The following is a 20,449-nucleotide window of genomic DNA, read 5'->3' on the forward strand; positions in this document are numbered from 1 at the left end:
ATATATGAATGACTTCCTGTTGGTATTCCGCAGAGATTACAAAACGAAAGAGATTCAACCGTCACCGGAGCAATTGCAGGCGCATTTGAGCCGGTGGCGGGAATGGTTTGACGATCTCAGGGCACGCGACCTGCTTGCCAGGCCCTTGCAGCCCTGGGAATCCGGCGGGAAGGTGCTGAAGCAGGACAAGAGCGTGACGGATGGTCCCTATGCGGAGATCAAGGAATCTATCGGCGGGTTTATCGTGATCAGGGCCGGCAGCTACGACGAAGCGGTGGAGATCGCGAAGGGCGCGCCCATCTTCGAGCTGGGCGGAACGGTGGAAGTGCGTATGGCCGTGGTGTAAACAGCTTCCGGCATCAAATAGAAATGCCTTTCTTATTTTTGCACAGGCATTTTTGTTTGTTGTATGGAAAGGACTGAGTTACTACCGCATTTATTCAGAACAGAGTACCGGAAAATGGTTTCGGTGCTGAGCTCGCTTTTCGGCATGGAACATATAGAACAGGCGGAAGATATCGTGAGCGATACTTTCCTGGCGGCCACCGAATCGTGGAGCGCAAAGGGAGTGCCGGAGAACCCGGCGGCCTGGTTATATACGGTCGCCAAGAACAAAACGAAGAACTGGCTGAAGCGGGACAATCTCTTCCAGCAGAAATTGCTGGCAGACCTCCGGCGCAACACCCCGGAAGGCGAAGAAATAGAGATAGACCTTTCCGCCCGGAATATTACGGACAGCCAGCTGGCGATGATCTTCGCGGTATGCAATCCCTCCATTCCCGCCGAATCGCAGGTAGCCCTTGCGCTGAACCTGCTCTGCGGCTTCGGCGCGCAGGAAATCGCGGATGCGTACCTGACCACCACAACCGTCATTTACAAGCGGCTGAGCCGGGCGAAGGAAAAGCTGAAGGAAGCAGATATAAAGATCCAGCAGCCGACCATACCGGAAATAAACGAACGGCTGGAAACAGTGCTGAAAACTTTGTACCTGCTGTTTTCCGAAGGCTATTATTCCACTTCACATAATACCGTGCTGCGGAAAGAACTGTGCGTGGAAGCCATGCGGCTCGCTTACCTGCTCATAGAGCAGCCGCATACCAACCAGCCTGCCGTGAATGCGCTGATGGCCCTCATGTGCTTTCATTCCTCCCGCTTCGACGCGAGGATGAACGATACGGGCGAGCTGGTGTTATACGGGGAACAGGATGAAACGCTCTGGAACACCGAACTGATAGAACGGGGCGAATATTATCTCATGCAGGCCGCGGGCCCGGTATTGACACGGTACCACCTGGAAGCTGCGATCGCCTATTGGCATACGCACAAAGAAGATTCCAGCGAAAAATGGAACAACATCCTGGACCTGTACAACCAGCTGCTGATATTGGAATATTCGCCGATTGCCGCGCTGAACCGGACTTTCGCCCTTGCCAAAGCAAAAGGTAAACGGGAGGCCATTATAGCGGCGGAAAAGCTGGAGTTGACGGAGAACCACTTTTATTACTCATTGCTGGGCAATCTATATACAGGCATAGACGACCGGAAAGCGATGCAGCATTATGAAACGGCGTTGAAGCACGCCAATACCCCGGCTGATATTGCTTTAATGGAAAAGAACATCGGGCAGATAAAGCGCAGGCTGGATAATTAGGATACTCATTCCTTTTTTGATACGGTCACGCAGCCCGTGCCGGCTTCCCCGGTCAAATTACAACAACAAAATAAAACGCTTTATAACCGGGCTGTTGCCTGCACCACCCAAGATCAGGCCCTGCGGATGATCTTCCGGCCGGGCAACCGGGAAAACCGGTGCGGACAGGTGCGCCCATAAATTCTTTATCATGCTTGGTTTCAAACAATTTTTCCGTTCCTCCCTGGGCAGGAAGCTGATCATGTCTATGACCGGCCTGTTCCTTTGCCTTTTCCTGATCGTGCACCTGGGCGGCAATCTCACGCTGTTCGCGGGCGATGAAGGGTATACTTTTAATATTTACGCGCATTTCATGACGAATTTCCTGCCGGTGGAGATCATTGGTTATGTGCTGTATATTTCCATCCTGGTGCACGCTGTTTACGCGCTTGTATTAACAATAAAGAACCGCCGGGCGCGGCCGGTGAAGTATGCCGTTCAGCCAAAGGCAGGCTCCAGCTGGGCGTCGCTGAACATGGGGTTGCTGGGCAGTATCATTTTCCTGTTCCTGGTGATCCATATGACCAATTTCTGGGGCCGGTATAAGTTCACCGAAGGAACGTACCGCGAATACCGGAAGGACCTTTTAACCGGCAAGCTGACATCTTCCGTGTACCTGCCGGATTCGCCGCACTTTGAGTATGCCGTAACCATGGAAGGGAACACAGAGGTGGTGCGGGTAAAGGACCTGTATGTGATCGTATCGCACAGCTTCAGCCTGCTCTGGTATGTAGTGCTTTACCTGGTGGCCATGGTGGCGGTGGCGTATCATCTCTATCACGGTTTTCAAAGCGCTTTCCAGACGGCGGGGCTGGCGAGCCGGAAGTATACGCCCCTTATAAAATTCACCGGCATATGGCTTTTTGCGGTAATTATCCCGTTGGCCTTTGCATCCATGCCTGTTGTATTTTACATCAAGAGCCTTTTATAATGAAGCTGAAAAAAAGGAAAGCCTTTGCAATATTGCAAAGGCTTTCCTTTTGCCGTTCAATGCTGTAATTATGCTACGGGCACCGCCATGCGCACTTCAACAATGGCGCCGTACTGGATGATCGGGCAGCCTTTCGCTATTTCCACCGCATCGTCGTAATCCTTTGCCTTGATCAGGAAGAGGCCGCCGATGGATTCTTTGCCTTCAGCATAAGGGCCGCTGTACACCTGGTCTTTCTTTTTCTCATGTTTGATCACCCTGCCGTCCGCGTCCCAACGTTTGGGAGGCGCTACCAGCCTGTCTTGCGCGGCAATGCCCGCTATCCATTCCTGGTAAGGCTTAAGGGCTTCTTTCATCTGTTCGGGTGTGGGTGTTGGGTTGGCGCTGGTCAGATCCCGATGGATCACTAAGAGGAATTCCTGCATGTTGTTGTTTTTAGAAATTATTATTTGAGAAAGCTTGATGTGTGGATGTTGGATAAAATTTCCAGGACTTGCCGGGCGCCGGTGTGTCGTTGCGTTGCTGACCGGATGTCGCGGCGGTAAGCCGCGCCGGCGTTTGGGGGGGAACCATGCGCGAACGGGTGGAAAGCGCATGCCAGTTACAACAGCCGCAGCGAGCTGACACCCGTCATCTTCGTTACAAACGGAACCGGGCAAGCCCTGGAAGTGTCGAAAATGCCTACGCCTTTACTGGCTGGCTGGCAAACCATGATTCGAAATTGATCTTGCCGATGCGCGGGTTGGCGCCTGGGACCAGCGACTGCTCATTGAGCGGCGCGCCGAAGTACAGGGCGTTCACATCTGAAACCACCGTGCGCGGATCATTCACTTCGCCCAGGTAACGTGCTACGAGGGAAGAGAGGCTCACTTTGTCGGGTCCCGCAATTTCTACCGTACCATTGATGGGCGTTCCCAGCGCAACATCCGTAACGGCTGCCGCTACATCATCCGATGCAATGGGCTGCACAGGCGCAGGCGATAAACGAATGGCCGCATCTTTGGCCGCTGAGGCCGCAATACCGCCCAGGAACTCGAAGAATTGCGTGGAATGAATAATGGAATAAGGAATGCCGGAAGCTTTGATCAGGTCTTCCTGCGCTTGTTTCGCGCGGAAATAGCCGCTTGCCTGCAGCCGCTCGGTGCCTACTACAGACAGGGCGATATGATGCTTCACGCCCGCCTTTGCTTCCGCTGCCAGCAGGTTGCGGCCGGAGGTCTGGAAAAACTCCATCACGGCCTTGTCTTCAAAAGAAGGGGAATTGGCGACGTCTATCACCACCTCCGCGCCCGTGAGCGCTTCATCCAGGCCTTCGCCGGTGATGGTGTTCACGCCGGATGCCGGTGAAGCTGCGATCACCTCGTGCCCCAGCTGCCTGAGCCTTGCCACTGTTTTGGAGCCGATAAGGCCGCTCCCGCCGATCACTACGATTTTCATGATGTCGATATTTAATAATGTTGTGAAGATTTTTTCTTAACCGCTCCGGGTTGTTCACGTATTACTTTGCAAGCGGGGTGCCATTGCAGCAAGGGTTTGCAAATCAATTGTTTAAGCTTTTTTCTCTTGTTTTTCTTTCACGTTATAAAGAGAATTGCTCCCGGTTTCACGAAATACAGCGGGTGATGAACGGCGTCAAAATAAAAAGGCCGCCCCGGTTGAGTGGGACGGCCTTCCTGCATGTTCACGCTCTTATTTTATAAAATAATCGGCTTTCGCGATCTTCAGTTTTCTCATCTTGGAATGCAGCGTTGTGCCCGGTAGCTCCAGTATTTCCGCGGCTCCCCCGGTACCGGAGATCTTTCCGCCGCAACGCTTCAGCACTTCAATGATATAGGTCCGCTCGATCTGCTCCAGCGTTCTCGCGGAAGCGGGATGCCCGTTGCTTTCTTCTTCCTCCTGCCGCCCGGGCAGGTGAACTTCTTTGAGGATCTCCCCTTCGCTGAGAAGGATGCCTCTTTCGATCTGGTGCTCCAGCTCCCGCACATTGCCCGGCCAGTCGTAGCTCTTTAATTGCTTCAGTACTTTGGCCGAAATGCCGGTCACTTTTTTCCCGATGTTCTTGCTGAATTTGGCGATAAAGGAATTGGCAAGCGGCTCGATATCTTCCAGGCGCTCCCTTAACGGGGGCAGGTGTATGGGGAATACATTCAGCCGGTAGTAGAGGTCGGACCTGAAGCGGCCTGCCTTCACTTCCGCTTCCAGGTTGCGGTTAGTGGCGGCAATAATGCGTACGTCCACTTTGATGGTACTTTTTCCGCCAACCCGCTCCAGTTCCCGTTCCTGGAGCACGCGCAATAATTTCACCTGCAGCTCCAGCGGCATTTCGCCGATCTCGTCCAGGAAGAGGGTGCTGTTGTTGGCCAGTTCGAACTTCCCGATCCGTCTGTCTATCGCGCCGGTGAAGGCGCCTTTTTCGTGGCCGAACAATTCGCTTTCGATCAGGTGGGTGGGTAGAGCGGCGCAGTTCACTTTCACCATCAGTTTGTTTTTGCGGGGAGAAGCATTGTGTATCGCCCGCGCGATCAGTTCCTTGCCGGTGCCCGTTTCGCCGAGCAATAATACAGTGGAGGCCGATTCGGCCACCTGCGTAATGAGGCGGTACACCTTCTGCATTTGCAGGCCGCTGCCTACGATCTCGGAAAAATTATAGATGGTTTTGATCTGTTCCCTCAGGTAGTCGTTTTCATTTTCCAGCTTCTGCTTGTAAGCCAGGATCTTTTCGTTGGCGCGGATATTCGAAATGGCAATGGAGATCTGCGCGCAGATGCCTTTCAGGATAGTAGTGGTGAGGTTAAGCTCATTCGTGAGCAGCCAGAGCGTCCCGATATTGGTGGCCCCCACGCGAAGCGGCGCCCCGAAAGCATTTTTCATCCCCACATTCTTCCAGAACTGCAGCACCGGGCTGTCGCTGTCCCGTTCCACTTCTTCCAGGACATTAAAAACGACCGGGCCATCGTTCTTCAGCACGCGCCCGGTCAGCTCTTCGTGGATGTCAATGTTCCTGGCGGCAAGCGTCCTGAACTGTTCTTTTTCTTTCCCCCACACGCTTTCATCGTACATGTACGGGCTGAGGGTAACGCCGTCGTCTTCTATGGTGCGGATCATCACGAGCTTTATATTCAGCACATTCTGCAGAACATTCGAAATGGCCCGCTGCAGGTCGTCTTTGGACCGCAGGGCGGCAATATCATGGCTGAATTCGAGGAGGAAGGTCTGTTCCCTTTCGCGGCGCAATATTTCTTCATTGGCGATGATGTTGTACATCGCGATGGAGATCTGTGCGCAGATGCCTTGCAGCAGGGGCATATTTATTTCTTCGAGGCCCAGCCACAAAATACCCAGGGTTACATCGCCGGTGCGCAGGGGCGTGCCTATAACGGAGGTGAACCCGATCTTTTTCCAGAGTTCCAGGTAGCGGGCGGTATTGCCTTTGGCGATCTCCGCGTTCACGCTGAAAAAAAGCGGGATCTCGCTGTTCAGCACCCTGTTCTGCAACCCGTCGTCGATGGGCAGCCTGGCAGTGATCATTTCCTGCACCAGCTCGTCGTCGCCTGCTGCAATGCTTTCATCATAAATGTACGTGGTGGAGGTTACCTGGTCGTCGTTGATCTTGCGGATCGCGTAACCGTCGAGGGAATTCAGTTTTTTAAGGCTTTTGCGTACGGCTTCCGCCAGGTCTGCCTTACTTCTTACGGCGGCGATGTCGTTGCTGAAGTCGAGCAGGAAGGATTTTTCATTTTCCCTTTCCAGTATCTCTTCGTTGGCTGCAATGTTGCTGACAGCGGTGAACAGCTGGCTGGAGATGCGGTTCACGATATTGACGGCCTCTGCGCCAAAGGCGCCGGTTTCGTGGGAGAACAGCATCAGGCTGTATTTCGACGCGCCGTTGCCACCCAGTATCTTCACGATCATCTCCCGCGCGCCTGCTTCGTAATGGAGCCTGAACCAAAGCGGCGCATTTTCCAGGTCGAAGGTCTGCATGTTGAACACCAGCGGCTTGTAGTACAGCGACGCAACATCGTAAATGCCGTCGTCCGCCGGGGTGGCCATGGAAAGCGCATCCCCGGAATCTGTCAGCTCGTTCAGCCTTGCCTGGTTATCGATCAGGTAGGCTTTATAATATTCCTCTTTTTCGTCCATCACGGTGATCATGGCGTTCGAGAAGGGGATGATCTCTTTCAGGCCGGAACTGATCACTTTCAGCAGGCCCTCCCTGTTCCTCACCTTTACCATTTCGTTGCTCAGCGACAGCAACACTGCGTTAACGGATTCGGCGTGGCTGATCGCTTCATTATTCTGGATATTGGCCACTGCGCTGGATATCTGCGGAGCGATGCCGGTAATGATGCGGATAAATTCATCCGTAAAACCGTTCACGTCTTTTGTATAAGTATGCAGGAAGCCGATGATCTGGTCCTTGTCTTTTAACGGCGTCATAAGGATCACCCGGATGCCGGCCTGGTAGTTGACTTTCAGGAACACCGGGCTGCCGGGCAGATCCATCACGTCTTCCATCCTGAAAGCGGTAGGCTCGCCGTTTGCCATCACCTTTTGAATGAACGGTTCGTGCAGCGGAAAACGGCCCGCTACCAGCGAAGGATACAGGTCATGGTGTTGAATGGGGGAGGAATCGGGGTCGAGCAGGAAGGGGGTGTAGCTCTGCGCATCGTCGTTGATGAGCGTAACGATGGCGTGCGAAAAGGGGTACATCTCCCTGATCTTTGATGAAAAAATGGTGATCAGGTCGGTCTTCGCCCGCACTTTTGTGAGCTCATTCCCCAGTTCCAGGAGGATGCGGCGCTCGGTCTCCAATGATGTGATACGGTCACCCAGGCCATTGGTGGCGGTTTTGGGGGCAGTCATGGCTAATGTCTTTCTCATGCTAAAATTGACAGATTTTAAAAGTTTAGTATGTCGTGCTCATATATAACAATCAAAAGGCCGCAACTGGACAAAAATTTTCGGGGTATTTATCTCATTTTTTAATGGTATTGATAATCAATATTTTAAGTATTTTCTTAACCGGGGGGAATGGAAAAACCGGGCAGGATTACCCGGTTTAATGCTCCATTTTCCTGTTACTGTTTAGCTATTACAATTCCTTTGCCGCGTTGATAATGATCTCCGTTACCTTGTCCGGCATGGAAACCATCGGCACGTGGCTTGCTTTCAGTTCGGTCTTTTTGGCGTTGATCATTTTGGCTTCGGCCCTTGCCAGTTCAAGCGGCACCATCTGGTCGTCCGTACCAATGATGAACCAGGAAGGCCTGGTTTTCCATGCGGCCGTTGATATTTTAGTGAGAGTCGCTTTCGCCGCCCAGGGCGTTTGCGTGGCAACCAGCACCTGCCTTTCTTCGGCGGGGAGGTCCTGCGCAAAATGTTCGTGAATGCCTTTGGGGGAGAGGCTCAGGAAACCGGATGCATCCTGCCTGAATTCCGCGCTGCCGGGCGCGGGCGGGAATGCCTGTGTTACGTCCACTACAGATTGGCCATCGTTGGGCACCAGGGCGCAAACATACACGAGGCCGGCAACCTTGGGGTCGTTACCCGCTTCTGTAACGACCATCCCGCCGTAGGAATGCCCTACGAGCAAAACGGGGCCGTCCATTAGGGCAATGGCCCTTTTGGTGGCGGCTACATCTTCTTCGAATGAAGTGAGCGGGTTCTGCACGGCGATAATGTTCAGCCCGCCGGCATGCAGGCCGGGGATGATCTTAGCCCAGCTGGAGCCATCGGCAAAAGCGCCGTGAACCAATACGATGTTCTTTACTCCTTTGGGAACGGAGGTGGTTTGCGCTCCGGCAGGGCCGGATGAAGCGGTAGCTGCTGTTAATACCGTTGCGGTAACGATTTGTTTGATGGTAGACATTGTTTGTTCATTTAAAAGTTTGGAAAAGGGGAACATCACCTGCATCTGAATGTTTGTGCTCTTCTCATGTTTCCCGGGCCATTTCGTGTTCAGTGGATAATTGCAAGCGTCACGCCATTGATTAAATGTTTGATAATCAAATGCCGGTGCGTGTAGTGAGGAGATTTTCTAACGGTATTTCGCGGATTGGCGGGGTGCTGGGCGGAATATCGGGAAAGGGCAGGGACAATTTTTTCCCTATCCCCCGCTTCAGCTCCGGGTACTATCTTTGGTACAAAATATTTACAATGTACCAGAAGAAAATACCCGAGTTGCTGGATTGCGGATTGGCTGTGGCTGTTAAAGTAATAGGCGGTAAATGGAAAGCCTGGATCATTGATTGTATCAGGCGCGGGGTGAAGCGGCCGAGCGCTATTCACCGGGAAATGCATGAGGTGAACCCGAGGATCATCAACCTGCACCTGAAGGAGCTGGAAGATTTCGGGATCATATACAAGCGCGTATATGCCGAAGTGCCCGCCAGGGTGGAATACTGGTTTACCGAAGTAGGTGAGAGCGTATTGCCCGTAGTGGACGTGCTGGAAAACTGGGGCAATACGCACAAGGAATATATTCACCGCAATAATGCTGAATACCAGGCAGGATCCTGCCAGTTCCTTCCAGAGCCGCAGCAACATTACTGAGAAGCCGAAGGCTCTATGCAGTTTGTCTCATCACTTTGATGATCGCCGCATGTTCTTCCCCGCCGTAACCGGCGTCTATCGCGCGCTGGAAGATATTGGCGGCGAATACCGGCAGTTCTTTGCTGATGCCTGCTTCTTCCGCCTGCTGTACCAGCAGGTGAAGATCATGCCCCGTTGTGTTGATGGTACTTTCAGGATCGCTGAAACGGTTGTGCTGGATCACTTCGCCCATATGTTTGGATTCATTTGCCAGTATCGGTGAAATGCTATGGATCAGGCTGCCGAATTCATCCGCCCGGAACCCTTCCTTTTCACAGATCAGCGCGCCATGGACGAAGCCTATCCAGTTACCCGCCAGGTAAGCCATCACCGCGGAGAACAGGACTGCCGACGCACCAGCTTCCCCGCCGAGATAATTGACCGTACCGGCGAGGGAACCGAGCGCTGTTTCATGCTGCTTAAAGATCTCGCTATCGCCGCACACCGTGATCGAGGCTTCGTCGGTACCGATCTGCCGCGGCCAGGCGAGTATATCACCGTTCAGGCAATCAGCGCCGTGCAGCTTTGCCCATGCATCCAATTCGCGGGCCTGCTTTGGCGTGCCGGTGCTCAACTGCACCAGGGTGCGGCCGCGCAACGAGCGGGTGATATCTTCGCTTGCAAATATTTTATCTGTGGTTTTATAGTCAGACACGCATATCACTACCAGCGGGCTGGCTTCGATAGCCGCTGCAATACCCGTTGCAAGTACGGCGCCTTTTTCTGCAAGCGGAGCGGCCTTTGCCGTGTTCCTGTTCCATACGGTTACCTGGTGCCCTTTTGCCAGCAATGCATTGGCCAGCGCGCTTCCCATAGTGCCAAGACCGATTACGGTCACCTTTTCGCCGGGATTATTTTTTGTTCCTGTCATCATTATTTTTTTTACTTGTTCTGATAATGACTGCAAATTAGTTTCGATGGCTTTAATCATCAATACGGGATAAAAGATTCAGGTGGGGGATAAATTTATCAGTGCTTTATTTGTGTAAGATGTGCATAAAATAAAGTGCGCAGACATAACATAAGCATAATGTAGAATGCTTAAATAATCGGGATGAGTGCGTAGAAAAATATCTGGCTTAAAAAATCACACACTCGTATCATAAAACTCCAAAAGATGCGCAATACCTTTGCGCTGCCTATACCAGAAAATAGTAACCATGCCCTTTAGAGAGAATCCGTATAAAAAATTAAGACAAAAAAAATAATACCGATACTGAAACCGAATACCGTATTCCTGTTAAAAATCGTAACCACCTTTAGAGAAATCCCATATAAATCAAGGCAAAAAATTAATACCTAATACTTAAACCGAATACCGTATTCCTATTACCGCCGGTTCTTCTGAACCGCGCTGGACAACTTTTATTCTATTAATTCTTTAAAGTACACCTGCATGAAACATTTACTTCTTGCGGCGGTGCTGCTATTGCTTGGCAGCGCTGTTTCCGCACAGCTCAAGGTCGGTTCCAATCCCAGCCAGATCAACAGATCCTCCATACTCGAACTGGAAAGCTCCCGCCAGGGCTTGCTGCTCCCCAGGATCCCCGGCAGCAACCTGGGCGCCGCTCCGCTGAACACTGCGCCGGACGGGATGATCATCTACGTGCCGGATTCCGCGAGCCTCTTTGTGCGTAAGAATGCTTTATGGCAAAAGATGAGCGTGGACAGTGTTGCCAATGCATCCAACTGGAACGTGATCGGCAACGCGGGCCTGGACTCCACGAAGAATTTCTTTGGTACCACAGACCAGCAGGCGCTCATCTTCCGCACCAATAACGCGGAACGCCTGAGATTAACCGCCGGCGGCAACATTACCGTAGGCACTAACGTGGTTCCCCAGGGCACCGACCAGGTGCAGGTAATGGTGATAGACCCCGCTACCGGTACACTCATGCAAAGGACCATCGCTGAATCCGCATTCAGCAACGCCATCGTGTCGATAAACGGCTTAAGGGACACGGTACAGACATTTCGTATAGACAGCGCCGTTACATCCGACATCGCCATCACTTCCGCCGTTAACGGCACCACCGGCAACGCCGAACACGTATTCAACATTCCTACGCAGGACGGTACCAGCAACGTTTCCCGCGGTTTCCTCTCGTATGCGGACTGGCTGCGTTTCGATTCCTCAGCGCGTTACCAGATACTCGCCACAGCGTATACTGCTTCAGCATCCGCTACCGGTCTCAGCATCAACGGGGATTCCATCCGCCTGCACCCGGCAGACGACGCCAATCCCGGCGCCGTATCCATCACCGCGCAAACTTTCGCCGGCGCAAAGAACGTACGTGACACGCTGAGCGTGGGCCTTGCCGCAGGCGCTACCGCGAACTCCACCTTCCAGCTGAACGGTTCCATGTCTTCCAACATCACGACGGTAACCGCCAACCATGCCGCCAGCGAGTCGGACAACACGATCCTTGCGAACACCACCAGCGCAGGCATCATCGTTACGCTTCCGCCAACCGCCAATATTGCCGGCAGGATATACACCATCAAAAAGATCGGCACCGGGGGGATAGACAATGCGTTGACCATTCAGCCCACAGGCGCCACCATCGACGGCGGTACTGATTACATCATTTACAATGACTGGACGTTCGTGACCTTACAGACAGACGGCACCAACTGGTACGTGATCAAAAAATAAGGCTTCATCAAACGATCAGCTATGAACATACGACCATACGGTTGGATGCCGTTGCTGCTGCTCGCTGTCATGGCGATCCCTTCCGCCCTCCGGGCGCAATTGAAGCTGGGCGAAAACCCGGCGAGTATCAACAAGTCTTCCATACTGGAGCTGGAAAGCAGCAGCCAGGGGCTTTTGCTGCCGCGCGTGCCGGATACGACGGTGACTACCCTGGCCGCTGCGCCCGACGGCACGATCGTTTATTTTACGCCGCTGAACAGTATACTTGTTCGCAAAGGCGGTTACTGGCGGCCGTTAAAAGACGCCGCCACCTCCACAGAATGGCTTTTGGACGGTAACACCCTTCCCACGGTTTCCGCGTTCGGAACGGTGAATAACCTCGCGCTTCCGTTCATCACCAGCAACCAGGAAAGGATGCGCATCGCCGCCAACGGCGCCATTGGTTTCGGGACCGCGGCGCCTACAACGTTAATGCATATACGTACAGGCGTAGCCGATTCCAGCGGGCTGAGGCTGGAGAACCTTACCGCTTCTTCCGCCATTACGCCCAATGCGGCGGCACTTGGCGTGGATGAGAACGGCAAGGTGGTGAGAGCGAACAGGCTGGCATATTATAGCGGCGGCGCGGGCGCAGACGGATCGTCAGGAGGAACTGCGGATGTTGATGAGGTGACGAAGGTGTGGATCGCCGAAGTGGCGAACACCAGCACCGGTGTGCAGACGATCAATTTTCCAGGAAATATTTCGTTCACCCATATCCTAGGAATCCAGGTAACGGCTAAAGGCGGGACGGGCATCGTAGATGCACCTATCGCCGTGGTGACATCCAATACAAACAGCAGTATTACGGTCCGGGTCATGGAAAGCGCGGATGTCACCACGCCGAGCCTGGCGTTAGAACCACATGTAAATACCACTACGAAGCTCTACATCCGTGTAGAAGGGAATTAAACTATTAAAAACGGTTGTTGAACAAACATTACATATCATTCATCTGCCAGCTGGTCTTTCTTTGTTCGGGCCTGGCCGTCCGCGCACAAACAGGCGTGTTTATACCGCCGGGCGCGGACGTGATGGCCCACAGGGCAGACACTGTTGCGATCTTCAGTAATGTGGACAACCAGGGCCGCTTTGGCAGCGCTACCGGCTCGGTGGTATTTTTTTACGGGGGCCGCTGGAGCAATACCGATGCCGCTTTGCTGCCGGAAGACCGTTTCTATGACCCAACCCTGCCTCCCGGCGGGGGCGTATTCCGGTTCATGGGAGATGCAAGGCAAACGGTCTTTGGCGGCTACAATTCCGCTACCGGCATCGGCGCCAGCTTCCCGAACCTTTACATCAACAATCCCTCCGGCGTGGAACTGGCGGACCTCAGCGACCTGCGCGTCCGCTACAACCTGCATTTCGAGAGCGGGCATCTTTATCTCAACGGCTGGGACCTTGCCCTGGGAGGGGAAGCCACCGGCAGAAGCAGCATTACCGGCTACACAGCCAGCCGTTTTATCGTGACAGGGCCTTCGCCTTACGGCGGGTTCCTATACCTATACAATATCAGCTCCGCAACCGGGGACGCCATTTTTCCCATCGGCACCGCCCCGGAGAGCTATACGCCGCTTGCCCTGCGGTACAGCGGGCGGCGGGCAGACAATTTCCGCGCAAGGGTATTCGACAATGTATACGCCAACGCGCAAACCGGCCAAACGCTGGAAGGAAACCTGGTGCTCAAAACCTGGCAGATCCTGCAAAACGGGATGCCGAACGGGGACAGCATCACCGTTTCCCTCCAGCATAACCCGGCCGAACAGAACACCGGCTTCGCGGAGAATATAGACAGCAGCTTTATGTCCCGTTACAGCCCGCTTTCCGGCTGGGACACAATTACGCCGCGCGGTTTTTCCCAACCCGGCACACTCACTACCGGCAACCCGCTCCGGCAGGCGTATTTGCATACCCGTACCCTGCCTGCATCCGGAGGGGTGTTTCTTTCCCTGGCCGCACTCAAAAAACCGGTCGCGCCGGGGCTGGACGTATCATTGATATTCGACGCCACACGCAGGGACATCCGGCAGGTGCAGACCAACTGGCTCACTATGCGCGAACGCAACGTGCAGCATTTTGAGCTGGAACGCAGGCTGGAACATGAGAACGGATTCCGCACCATCGCCATCGTGGCTACACAAACGCCTACAGGCAACAGCAACGTGAACCGGCCGTACCAGTACATGGATGACAACTATTACGGCAACTTCAGTTACTACCGCCTCAAAACCGTCAGCCGCAACGGCGACAGCATTTATTCCGCCATCCGCTCCGTGCCCGGCATGTACAAGATCACGGTATCCCCCAATCCCAGCAGGGGCCAGTTCACCGTCAGCCTCTCGGGCGTGCGTAACCTGCTCAGGATGGAGATGTATGATATGAAAGGAAGCCTGGTGGGCAAAACGCAGATCAACGCTACGAATATGCCCGTGCATGTGCCCAACCTGGCCGTGGGCATGTACATACTGGTGTTCTACGACACGGATAATAATAATGTGATCGTGGACCGGCAGAAGATTGAGATCATTAAATAAAGAGCCGGCACGGTTCCGTTTATCGCTGCTGCGCGCACCAGCTTAATATCGCGGGATAAAGATCAATTACCTTTACATCCTTTTGTAATTGCCGCAGCCTTACCAGTTCCCGGTTAAACTCTTTGAACCGGATAAAATTCCTCCTGTTCACCATCAGCTGCTCGCGGTTGTCTATTACGAAATTCGCCGTTGCAGTGTCATAACTGTCCAGCATATAGAGGCAGAACAGCGCATGGGTCATGTATTCGTTGAATACGGACACCGGGTTCCTGTAATTATTATTGGCGATATCCGCCTTTACCCACAGCGAGCGGTTTGAAAAAATGCTGTCTACCCGTTGCTGGTAGCGGGAAGTGGCCGGGTTTACGTAGTTGTGGTCGATTTCGGTGAATACAATCCCGGATAAAAGTCCTTCTTTCTGTATTTCAGTCAGGCTGTCGATTTTGTCGTACCTGTCAGGGCCGCAAATGAACATCACTGTTTCCCTGAATGCGCCGCTCTCGCTGAAGGTGCTGTATTGCTGGGTGGAATGTGAGCCGCCGATGAGCGGGGAGAATACGATCCTGTAGGAAGAGAACTTCCTGTTGGGGAACTGTTCCTCCATCCATGTCCACATCTTTTTTACAGGCAGCAGCGCTTTCTGGCGGGCGGCCGTTTTGTGATAGTAACCGAGATTGTTTTTATAGAACTCCCGGAATTTTGATGTAGCGGCAAAGTCTTCCACCAGTGGTTTCAATTTACCAAACAGGCTGCTGTCTGCAAGGTTTCTGCCGAAAACATAATAATATGGCCCATTGAACAGTAACGTGGATGAATGATCATTTTTGAAATTGAATGCAAAGCTGTTTTCCCTGAAGTTGTAGTACCTGTCGAAATACAGGCTATCCGGGAAATCCAGCGCTTTGAACACCGGATGGCCGGCATACGGCTTGAACCAGGCTTCCACTTTTTTATAGTATTCGCCTTCTTTGTCTAGGTCTGCGGCTCTTTGCGCGGTAGGAGAGAGCGTCCATATGATATTCGCCAGTTCATAAGGTTCCGGGATATCAAATTGTATGTTCCCGTTATTTTTCCGGCGGTATGCTTCGGGAAAATACGCCGCCGGTTCGTCGAAGTGGAACCGGAACGTTGATTTTCCTTTCGGGGAGCTGAAATTGACATAAATGATATGCGCGTAAGGCAGGCGGTTATGATAGTTCAGGCGAAGGCTGTCATTGCCGTAGTATATCGTGGCATAATCGCCCGGGCTGGCGTTTCCGCCGGGGCTTCCGTTGTCGGTCTTGCTGGCCCTGAAGGGAAACAGTTTGTCCAGGCCTTTATGTTTCATGACGAACGTATCGTTCGGGCAAAAGAAGGTACCGGGTATAGTGTCTTCTACGGTTTGGGAATACGACGCGGCGCAGATCGCCAGGAGCAGCAGGGTGAAGAAGGATTTAGTCATTGTTTTAACGGGTAAATTATTTATCAGGTTCGCCATGGTTTCCGATCTTGCCATCGCTATCCGATAAAATAAAGAATTTCACCCCAATTTTTTCAATTATATATGGTGAACGGCTCAACTGATCAGGTGGCCTGTGTATTCCCGGGCAACGGCGGTCCCGCGGAATTTAAGCTCATGGCAGCCGGAAAGAATGGCCTACATTCGTGAAAGCCCGAAAGAGCGGACCTGCGCGGTATTTTCCGCCGCGGGAAACAAAAATCAAAACATGGATCAGACGACGGAGATTATTGCTCAAACGAGGAACTGGATCAGGGTGACGGTGATAGGGTGTAATTTCTGCCCGTTTGCAGCCAGGGAGGTAAAGCAGAACAGGGTGCATTACGAGGTCGCTTATGCCGCCAGTGCCGTTACCGTCAGGCAGGCATTCCTTAATGAATGCAGCAGGCTTGATAAGGACAGCAGCATTGGAACGACCCTGCTCATTTTCCCGGATGCGTTCGCGCTGTTTGCTGATTACCTGGGTATCGTAAAAGTTGCCGAAGGGTTGATCCGCCGGAAAGGTTACGAAGGCATTTACCAGGTGGCCGGTTTTCATCCGCTATACCAGTTTGCAGACTCCCTGCCGGATGACGCGGCCAATTATACCAACAGGTCCATTTACCCCATGCTGCATTTGTTGCGGGAAGCCAGCATCCGCAAAGCAGTGTCCAATTTCCCTGACCCGGAGGGCATCCCGGCGCGGAATATTGAATTTGCGAGACGGAAAGGGGAGGAGTATATGAGGGTGTTGAGGGATAGTTGTTTGTAGGAATGATACTCCTCAACTGGTAATACAAACAAAAAAACCGCGCAATGAGAAATATAACTTTGTTCAGGAAATAGTTATCGCCGAAGCACCAGGCGAAAATGGTTTGCAGGATAAGCTTTTTTCAGGGCACCGGGACAAAACAGGCAATGCGGATATTGGCTTCGAAATACCCGGGATAAACAGAATATTCGTAAATTAGAAGTTATAGAGAGATTGGCTTCCGGATAATACCCCGCCGGATACCCCCAAATAATACCTGGTCAGCAGTACAGAATAAGTGGTATGAACATACTTATGATAATGTATCGTCAACTCCAAAATAACCTCAATCAATTATTTTTATGAGACAAATCTGCACCGCACTTATTTCGCTATTTTTCCTGTACGCGTGTATCAACCGCAATGCGGCAAAGGAAAGCCAATCACCCGATAAAATTTCCCAGTCAGTTGGTTGTTATAATCCGCGCACAACGGACAAAGACTGGTATACTTCCGGCAGGAAAGCGCCAATGTTTGAAGGTTTGGAAGGCATTGATTTCAGGATTTCGACTTCGGTTAAAGAAGCGCAGTCGTATTTTAACCAGGGGATGATGCTGTCCTATGGTTTTAACCATGCCGAATCTGCAAGGTCGTTTTTTGAAGCAACCCGCCTTGATTCCAATTGTGCCATGGCTTATTGGGGTCTTGCGTATGTATTGGGCCCGAATTACAATGGCGGAATGGAGGAGGATAATTTTCAACGCGCCTACGAAGCGTCCGTTAAAGCACAGTCGCTTTCCGGAAAATGCACACCCAAAGAAATTGCGCTTATCAGAGCATTGGCTACCCGGTATGCACAACAGCCGCCGGCCGACCGCAGTTCCCTGGATATTGCCTATGCTTCCGCCATGAAAAAGGTATATGCGCAATATTCTTCCGATCCGGATATAGGAGCGCTGTATGCCGAATCGATGATGGATCTGCATCCCTGGGATCTGTATGATAAAAAGACCAAAGCTCCGAAAGCGTGGACCCCTGAGTTGATCAGCGTACTGGAGCATCTTATGAAAACTCATCCCAGGCATCCCGGGGCGCATCACTTCTTTATACATGCGCTGGAGGCTTCCGCCACCCCTGAGAAAGCATTGGCAAGCGCGAAATTGCTGGATACATTGGTGCCCGGCGCCGGCCATTTGTTGCATATGCCTTCACATATTTATATCAATACCGGGGATTATCATCTTGGTTCGCTCGCTAATATCCGGGCAGTGGAGACAGACAGCGTTTATACTACCGCATGCCATGCCCAGGGAGCCTATCCCCTGGCTTATTTCCCGCATAACTACCATTTTCTGGCCGCTACGGCAACACTGGAAGGCAATACAGCATTGGCCTGGGAAGCGGCGAAAAAATTACAGCAACATACTTCTGAAGAGATCATGCGCATGCCTGGATGGGGAACATTACAACATTATTATACCATTCCTTTTTACATAGCGGTGAAATTATCGATGTGGGATACTATTGCTGCGCTTCCGGCGCCGGGAAGGGACCTTGTGTATCCCCGTGCAATCTGGCATTATGCAAAAGGAATGGCTTTTCTGGGAAAGCATGATCTGGTGAATGCGGAAAGAGAAATGGACAGCTTAAATATACTGGCAGCAGACACCATCCTTAAGGACCTCACGGTCTGGAATATCAATACCACCGCGGACCTGGTGCAGATTGCCGTGAAAGTACTGTCTGCAGGAATAGCGTTACATCAAGGGCAACCAGGTCAATCCGTTTCAATGCTGAAAGAAGCTGTTGCCATGGAAGATATGCTTAATTACAATGAGCCGCCGGATTGGTTTTTCTCAGTCAGGCATCATTTGGGAGCTGTGCTGCTCAAAGCCGGGAAGCATAAAGAAGCCGAAGAAGTTTACCGCCAGGATCTGCGAACCTGGCGGAAGAATGGGTGGGCATTAATGGGCTTATATAAGACCCTGGCGCTTCAGAAGAGGGACGTTGAGGCGCAGAAAGCCCAATCCGATTTTAATGAAGCGTGGAAATATGCTGATATGAAAATCAATTCGTCCTCCAGTATTGCCGATTAAAATGCAAACCCCGAAATTCCGATGGTAACTTCAGGGAACAGGAATAATCTTTGATCCAGACGAGTCGGCTTTCAGAATTTTATCTGAAAGCCGTTTTTTATTGTACCCATGCGGGAGCTGAACCGCTGCGGCCTGGCAGCCCCTAATGACCCTGCCGGATTTTCTCTTTCGATTATCCATGAAATTTTATCTTTATACTACCGGTATAAATATCATGTTATGGGAAGAAGGATATATGTTAACTGCGTTTTTTTATCAGCCTGCATTCTATTGTCGATAAGCAACAGCGTGGCGCAAAAGGCTTCACACGGGAAAAGCAGGTACCCGAACATCGTTATTTACCTGGCGGACGATCTTGGGTACAACGACAGCGGCCCCTATGGAAACAGGGTAGTGAGAACCCCTCACCTGGACAGCCTGGCTTCCGGCGCGTTGAAATTTACGAATGCGTTTGCGAACACGCCCACCTGCACGCCTTCGCGGGCTACTATTATGACGGGACTCATGCCCTCGCGCAATGGTTCTCATGCCAACAACGTAAACGGTTACCCGGTGAGCGAAGTACGGCCGGGAGTGTCAACCCTGCCGGCGTTGCTGCGGCAGGCGGGCTACAGGGTGGCGCTGGCAGGCAAACGCCATATTGGCCCCCTGAAGGCCTTTCCTTTTGAATGGATACCCTTGTCTGAAGTGCGGGAGCCCGGGCATGAAAACACGCCGGGATTATTTACCGATCTGAGCACCGACGCGGTGGACAAATGGTTGGCGCAGCAGGAGAGCGGCCAGCCCTTCTGCCTGGTGGTGGCGGATCATAGTCCTCATGTGATCTGGCCGCAGCGGCCGGTTTATCCCCTCGCTGATATTGACATACCTCCCAACGCCATCGCGACGGACGCTTACAGGCAGATGCGCAGCCGTTATTACACAGACGTCACAAAAATGGACAATAACCTGGGCCGCGTTCTAGGAAGCCTGGAAAAATATGGCCTGGCCGGGGAAACGCTTTTCATTTTTACTTCGGACCAGGGCGCACAGTTCCCTTTTGCAAAATGGAATTTGTATGACGCAGGCGTGCGTGTGCCGCTGCTGATAAAATGGCCGGGCAGGGTTGCCGCCGGTACCACTGATGCACTGGTAGCCCATATAGATCTGTTGCCCACGGTGCTCACGCTGGCCGGAGCCAAAGTTCCCGCCGGGCTGGATGGAATTGATTACGTGAAGGTACTGCTGGGAAAAAAACAGGCGCACCGGCAGGAAGTGTTCCTCACCCACTCCCAGGACGGGCTTATGAATATTACCCCTATGCGGGGAATACGAACGCAGCGGTATAAATTCATTGAAAACCTGTCGCCGCAGTATGCATACCATACACATATTGACGGTGCAAGGGACCACGACGGAGGCGCTTCTTACTGGATCAGCTGGGAACAGCTGGCAGAGAAAAACGACACGGCGGCAGCGCTGATAAAACGGTATCATCACCGCCCGCAGGCGGAACTATACGATGTTGTAAAAGATCCCTATGAGCTGGATAACCTGGCCGGGAAAAAAGAATACGGCGATATCCTGCTGCAGCTGAAGAAAAAGCTTTCCAGCTTTAGGGCGCAGCAAAAAGACACTATCACCGGTCCTATCCTGGACATCAGACCCAACTGGAAAAGTGAGGCGGCTTCAAAAAAGTAATCAT

Annotated in this window: 17 protein-coding genes; 10 read left to right on the forward strand and 7 right to left on the reverse strand. The window is 52.3% G+C overall.

All coding sequences use genetic code 11. The features are described from left to right. The first annotated feature begins 4 nt into the window (after nt 1-4). Nucleotides 5-346: a YciI family protein gene (locus ACTJIK_RS13280; RefSeq protein ID WP_440646843.1), complete on the forward strand. Its 342-nt coding sequence runs from the start codon at nt 5-7 to the stop codon at nt 344-346. A gap of 63 nt (nt 347-409) precedes the next feature. After that, nucleotides 410-1,651, forward strand: a complete 1,242-nt coding sequence (locus tag ACTJIK_RS13285) for an RNA polymerase sigma factor (RefSeq protein ID WP_440646844.1) — start codon at nt 410-412, stop codon at nt 1,649-1,651. Nucleotides 1,652-1,708: 57 nt separating this feature from the next. Here the strand turns inward: ACTJIK_RS13285 and ACTJIK_RS13290 are convergent, their stop codons facing one another. Beyond that, on the reverse strand, nt 1,709-1,843 hold the full coding sequence (locus tag ACTJIK_RS13290; protein WP_440646845.1) for a hypothetical protein: 135 nt from the start codon (nt 1,841-1,843) through the stop codon (nt 1,709-1,711). Between ACTJIK_RS13290 and ACTJIK_RS13295 the strand changes: the two genes are divergently transcribed. Continuing rightward, nucleotides 1,842-2,621 (forward strand): succinate dehydrogenase cytochrome b subunit, encoded by a 780-nt coding sequence (locus ACTJIK_RS13295; protein ID WP_440646846.1) that lies wholly within the window; start codon nt 1,842-1,844, stop codon nt 2,619-2,621. The genes ACTJIK_RS13290 and ACTJIK_RS13295 overlap by 2 nt on opposite strands. Nucleotides 2,622-2,689: 68 nt before the next feature. On the opposite strand, the gene ACTJIK_RS13300 is transcribed toward ACTJIK_RS13295, so the two are convergent. The 4 genes from ACTJIK_RS13300 to ACTJIK_RS13315 all read right to left on the reverse strand — a co-directional run bounded on the left by ACTJIK_RS13300 (nt 2,690) and on the right by ACTJIK_RS13315 (nt 8,490). After that, nucleotides 2,690-3,046 (reverse strand): YciI family protein, encoded by a 357-nt coding sequence (locus ACTJIK_RS13300; protein ID WP_440646847.1) that lies wholly within the window; start codon nt 3,044-3,046, stop codon nt 2,690-2,692. A gap of 256 nt (nt 3,047-3,302) precedes the next feature. Next, nucleotides 3,303-4,058 (reverse strand): SDR family oxidoreductase, encoded by a 756-nt coding sequence (locus ACTJIK_RS13305; protein WP_440646848.1) that lies wholly within the window; start codon nt 4,056-4,058, stop codon nt 3,303-3,305. A gap of 252 nt (nt 4,059-4,310) precedes the next feature. After that, nucleotides 4,311-7,502, reverse strand: coding sequence for a sigma 54-interacting transcriptional regulator (locus tag ACTJIK_RS13310; RefSeq protein ID WP_440646849.1), 3,192 nt, complete (start codon nt 7,500-7,502; stop codon nt 4,311-4,313). A 211-nt stretch (nt 7,503-7,713) separates the two neighbouring features. Then, nucleotides 7,714-8,490, reverse strand: coding sequence for an alpha/beta fold hydrolase (locus ACTJIK_RS13315; protein WP_440646850.1), 777 nt, complete (start codon nt 8,488-8,490; stop codon nt 7,714-7,716). A gap of 287 nt (nt 8,491-8,777) precedes the next feature. On the opposite strand from ACTJIK_RS13315, the gene ACTJIK_RS13320 reads away from it, so the two are divergent. Further along, nucleotides 8,778-9,173, forward strand: a complete 396-nt coding sequence (locus tag ACTJIK_RS13320) for a winged helix-turn-helix transcriptional regulator (protein ID WP_440646851.1) — start codon at nt 8,778-8,780, stop codon at nt 9,171-9,173. A gap of 13 nt (nt 9,174-9,186) precedes the next feature. Here ACTJIK_RS13320 and ACTJIK_RS13325 read toward each other — a convergent pair whose 3' ends face one another. Then, nucleotides 9,187-10,086 carry an NAD(P)-dependent oxidoreductase gene (locus tag ACTJIK_RS13325; RefSeq protein WP_440646852.1) on the reverse strand — a complete coding sequence of 300 codons (900 nt, stop codon included), beginning with the start codon at nt 10,084-10,086 and terminating at the stop codon, nt 9,187-9,189. A 522-nt stretch (nt 10,087-10,608) separates the two neighbouring features. Between ACTJIK_RS13325 and ACTJIK_RS13330 the strand changes: the two genes are divergently transcribed. The 3 genes from ACTJIK_RS13330 to ACTJIK_RS13340 are packed head-to-tail and all read left to right on the forward strand — an operon-like array spanning nt 10,609 to nt 14,441. After that, the gene (locus tag ACTJIK_RS13330; protein WP_440646853.1) at nt 10,609-11,868 is read left to right on the forward strand and encodes a hypothetical protein; all 1,260 of its coding nucleotides are present in this window, start codon (nt 10,609-10,611) and stop codon (nt 11,866-11,868) included. A gap of 21 nt (nt 11,869-11,889) precedes the next feature. Next, complete coding sequence (locus ACTJIK_RS13335) at nt 11,890-12,819, forward strand: hypothetical protein (protein ID WP_440646854.1); 930 nt, start codon at nt 11,890-11,892, stop codon at nt 12,817-12,819. 17 nt (nt 12,820-12,836) lie between these two features. Then, the gene (locus tag ACTJIK_RS13340) at nt 12,837-14,441 is read left to right on the forward strand and encodes a T9SS type A sorting domain-containing protein (protein ID WP_440646855.1); all 1,605 of its coding nucleotides are present in this window, start codon (nt 12,837-12,839) and stop codon (nt 14,439-14,441) included. Between the two features lie 19 nt (nt 14,442-14,460). On the opposite strand, the gene ACTJIK_RS13345 is transcribed toward ACTJIK_RS13340, so the two are convergent. Then, complete coding sequence (locus ACTJIK_RS13345; protein ID WP_440646856.1) at nt 14,461-15,882, reverse strand: DUF4932 domain-containing protein; 1,422 nt, start codon at nt 15,880-15,882, stop codon at nt 14,461-14,463. 265 nt (nt 15,883-16,147) lie between these two features. On the opposite strand from ACTJIK_RS13345, the gene ACTJIK_RS13350 reads away from it, so the two are divergent. The 3 genes from ACTJIK_RS13350 to ACTJIK_RS13360 all read left to right on the forward strand — a co-directional run bounded on the left by ACTJIK_RS13350 (nt 16,148) and on the right by ACTJIK_RS13360 (nt 20,445). Beyond that, nucleotides 16,148-16,690 carry a DUF1415 domain-containing protein gene (locus tag ACTJIK_RS13350; protein WP_440646857.1) on the forward strand — a complete coding sequence of 181 codons (543 nt, stop codon included), beginning with the start codon at nt 16,148-16,150 and terminating at the stop codon, nt 16,688-16,690. A gap of 341 nt (nt 16,691-17,031) precedes the next feature. After that, nucleotides 17,032-18,765 carry a tetratricopeptide repeat protein gene (locus ACTJIK_RS13355; RefSeq protein WP_440646858.1) on the forward strand — a complete coding sequence of 578 codons (1,734 nt, stop codon included), beginning with the start codon at nt 17,032-17,034 and terminating at the stop codon, nt 18,763-18,765. A gap of 270 nt (nt 18,766-19,035) precedes the next feature. After that, nucleotides 19,036-20,445 (forward strand): sulfatase family protein, encoded by a 1,410-nt coding sequence (locus ACTJIK_RS13360; RefSeq protein WP_440646859.1) that lies wholly within the window; start codon nt 19,036-19,038, stop codon nt 20,443-20,445. Nucleotides 20,446-20,449 lie beyond the last annotated feature (4 nt).

This window comes from Chitinophaga sp. 22620, assembly GCF_052044405.1.
In the GTDB taxonomy this organism is placed as follows: Bacteria; Bacteroidota; Bacteroidia; order Chitinophagales; family Chitinophagaceae; genus Chitinophaga.

What these genes read in the sequence shown, in the direction of transcription:
- ACTJIK_RS13295 (WP_440646846.1), top strand. Translation starts at nt 1,842, where the DNA reads ATGCTTGGTTTCAAACAATTTTTCCGTTCCTCCCTGGGCAGGAAGCTG.
- ACTJIK_RS13305 (WP_440646848.1), bottom strand. Translation starts at nt 4,058, where the DNA reads ATGAAAATCGTAGTGATCGGCGGGAGCGGCCTTATCGGCTCCAAAACA.
- ACTJIK_RS13280 (WP_440646843.1), top strand. Translation starts at nt 5, where the DNA reads ATGAATGACTTCCTGTTGGTATTCCGCAGAGATTACAAAACGAAAGAG.
- ACTJIK_RS13315 (WP_440646850.1), bottom strand. Translation starts at nt 8,490, where the DNA reads ATGTCTACCATCAAACAAATCGTTACCGCAACGGTATTAACAGCAGCT.
- ACTJIK_RS13325 (WP_440646852.1), bottom strand. Translation starts at nt 10,086, where the DNA reads ATGATGACAGGAACAAAAAATAATCCCGGCGAAAAGGTGACCGTAATC.
- ACTJIK_RS13300 (WP_440646847.1), bottom strand. Translation starts at nt 3,046, where the DNA reads ATGCAGGAATTCCTCTTAGTGATCCATCGGGATCTGACCAGCGCCAAC.
- ACTJIK_RS13290 (WP_440646845.1), bottom strand. Translation starts at nt 1,843, where the DNA reads ATGATAAAGAATTTATGGGCGCACCTGTCCGCACCGGTTTTCCCGGTT.
- ACTJIK_RS13355 (WP_440646858.1), top strand. Translation starts at nt 17,032, where the DNA reads ATGAGACAAATCTGCACCGCACTTATTTCGCTATTTTTCCTGTACGCG.
- ACTJIK_RS13330 (WP_440646853.1), top strand. Translation starts at nt 10,609, where the DNA reads ATGAAACATTTACTTCTTGCGGCGGTGCTGCTATTGCTTGGCAGCGCT.
- ACTJIK_RS13335 (WP_440646854.1), top strand. Translation starts at nt 11,890, where the DNA reads ATGAACATACGACCATACGGTTGGATGCCGTTGCTGCTGCTCGCTGTC.
- ACTJIK_RS13285 (WP_440646844.1), top strand. Translation starts at nt 410, where the DNA reads ATGGAAAGGACTGAGTTACTACCGCATTTATTCAGAACAGAGTACCGG.
- ACTJIK_RS13320 (WP_440646851.1), top strand. Translation starts at nt 8,778, where the DNA reads ATGTACCAGAAGAAAATACCCGAGTTGCTGGATTGCGGATTGGCTGTG.
- ACTJIK_RS13350 (WP_440646857.1), top strand. Translation starts at nt 16,148, where the DNA reads ATGGATCAGACGACGGAGATTATTGCTCAAACGAGGAACTGGATCAGG.
- ACTJIK_RS13345 (WP_440646856.1), bottom strand. Translation starts at nt 15,882, where the DNA reads ATGACTAAATCCTTCTTCACCCTGCTGCTCCTGGCGATCTGCGCCGCG.
- ACTJIK_RS13310 (WP_440646849.1), bottom strand. Translation starts at nt 7,502, where the DNA reads ATGAGAAAGACATTAGCCATGACTGCCCCCAAAACCGCCACCAATGGC.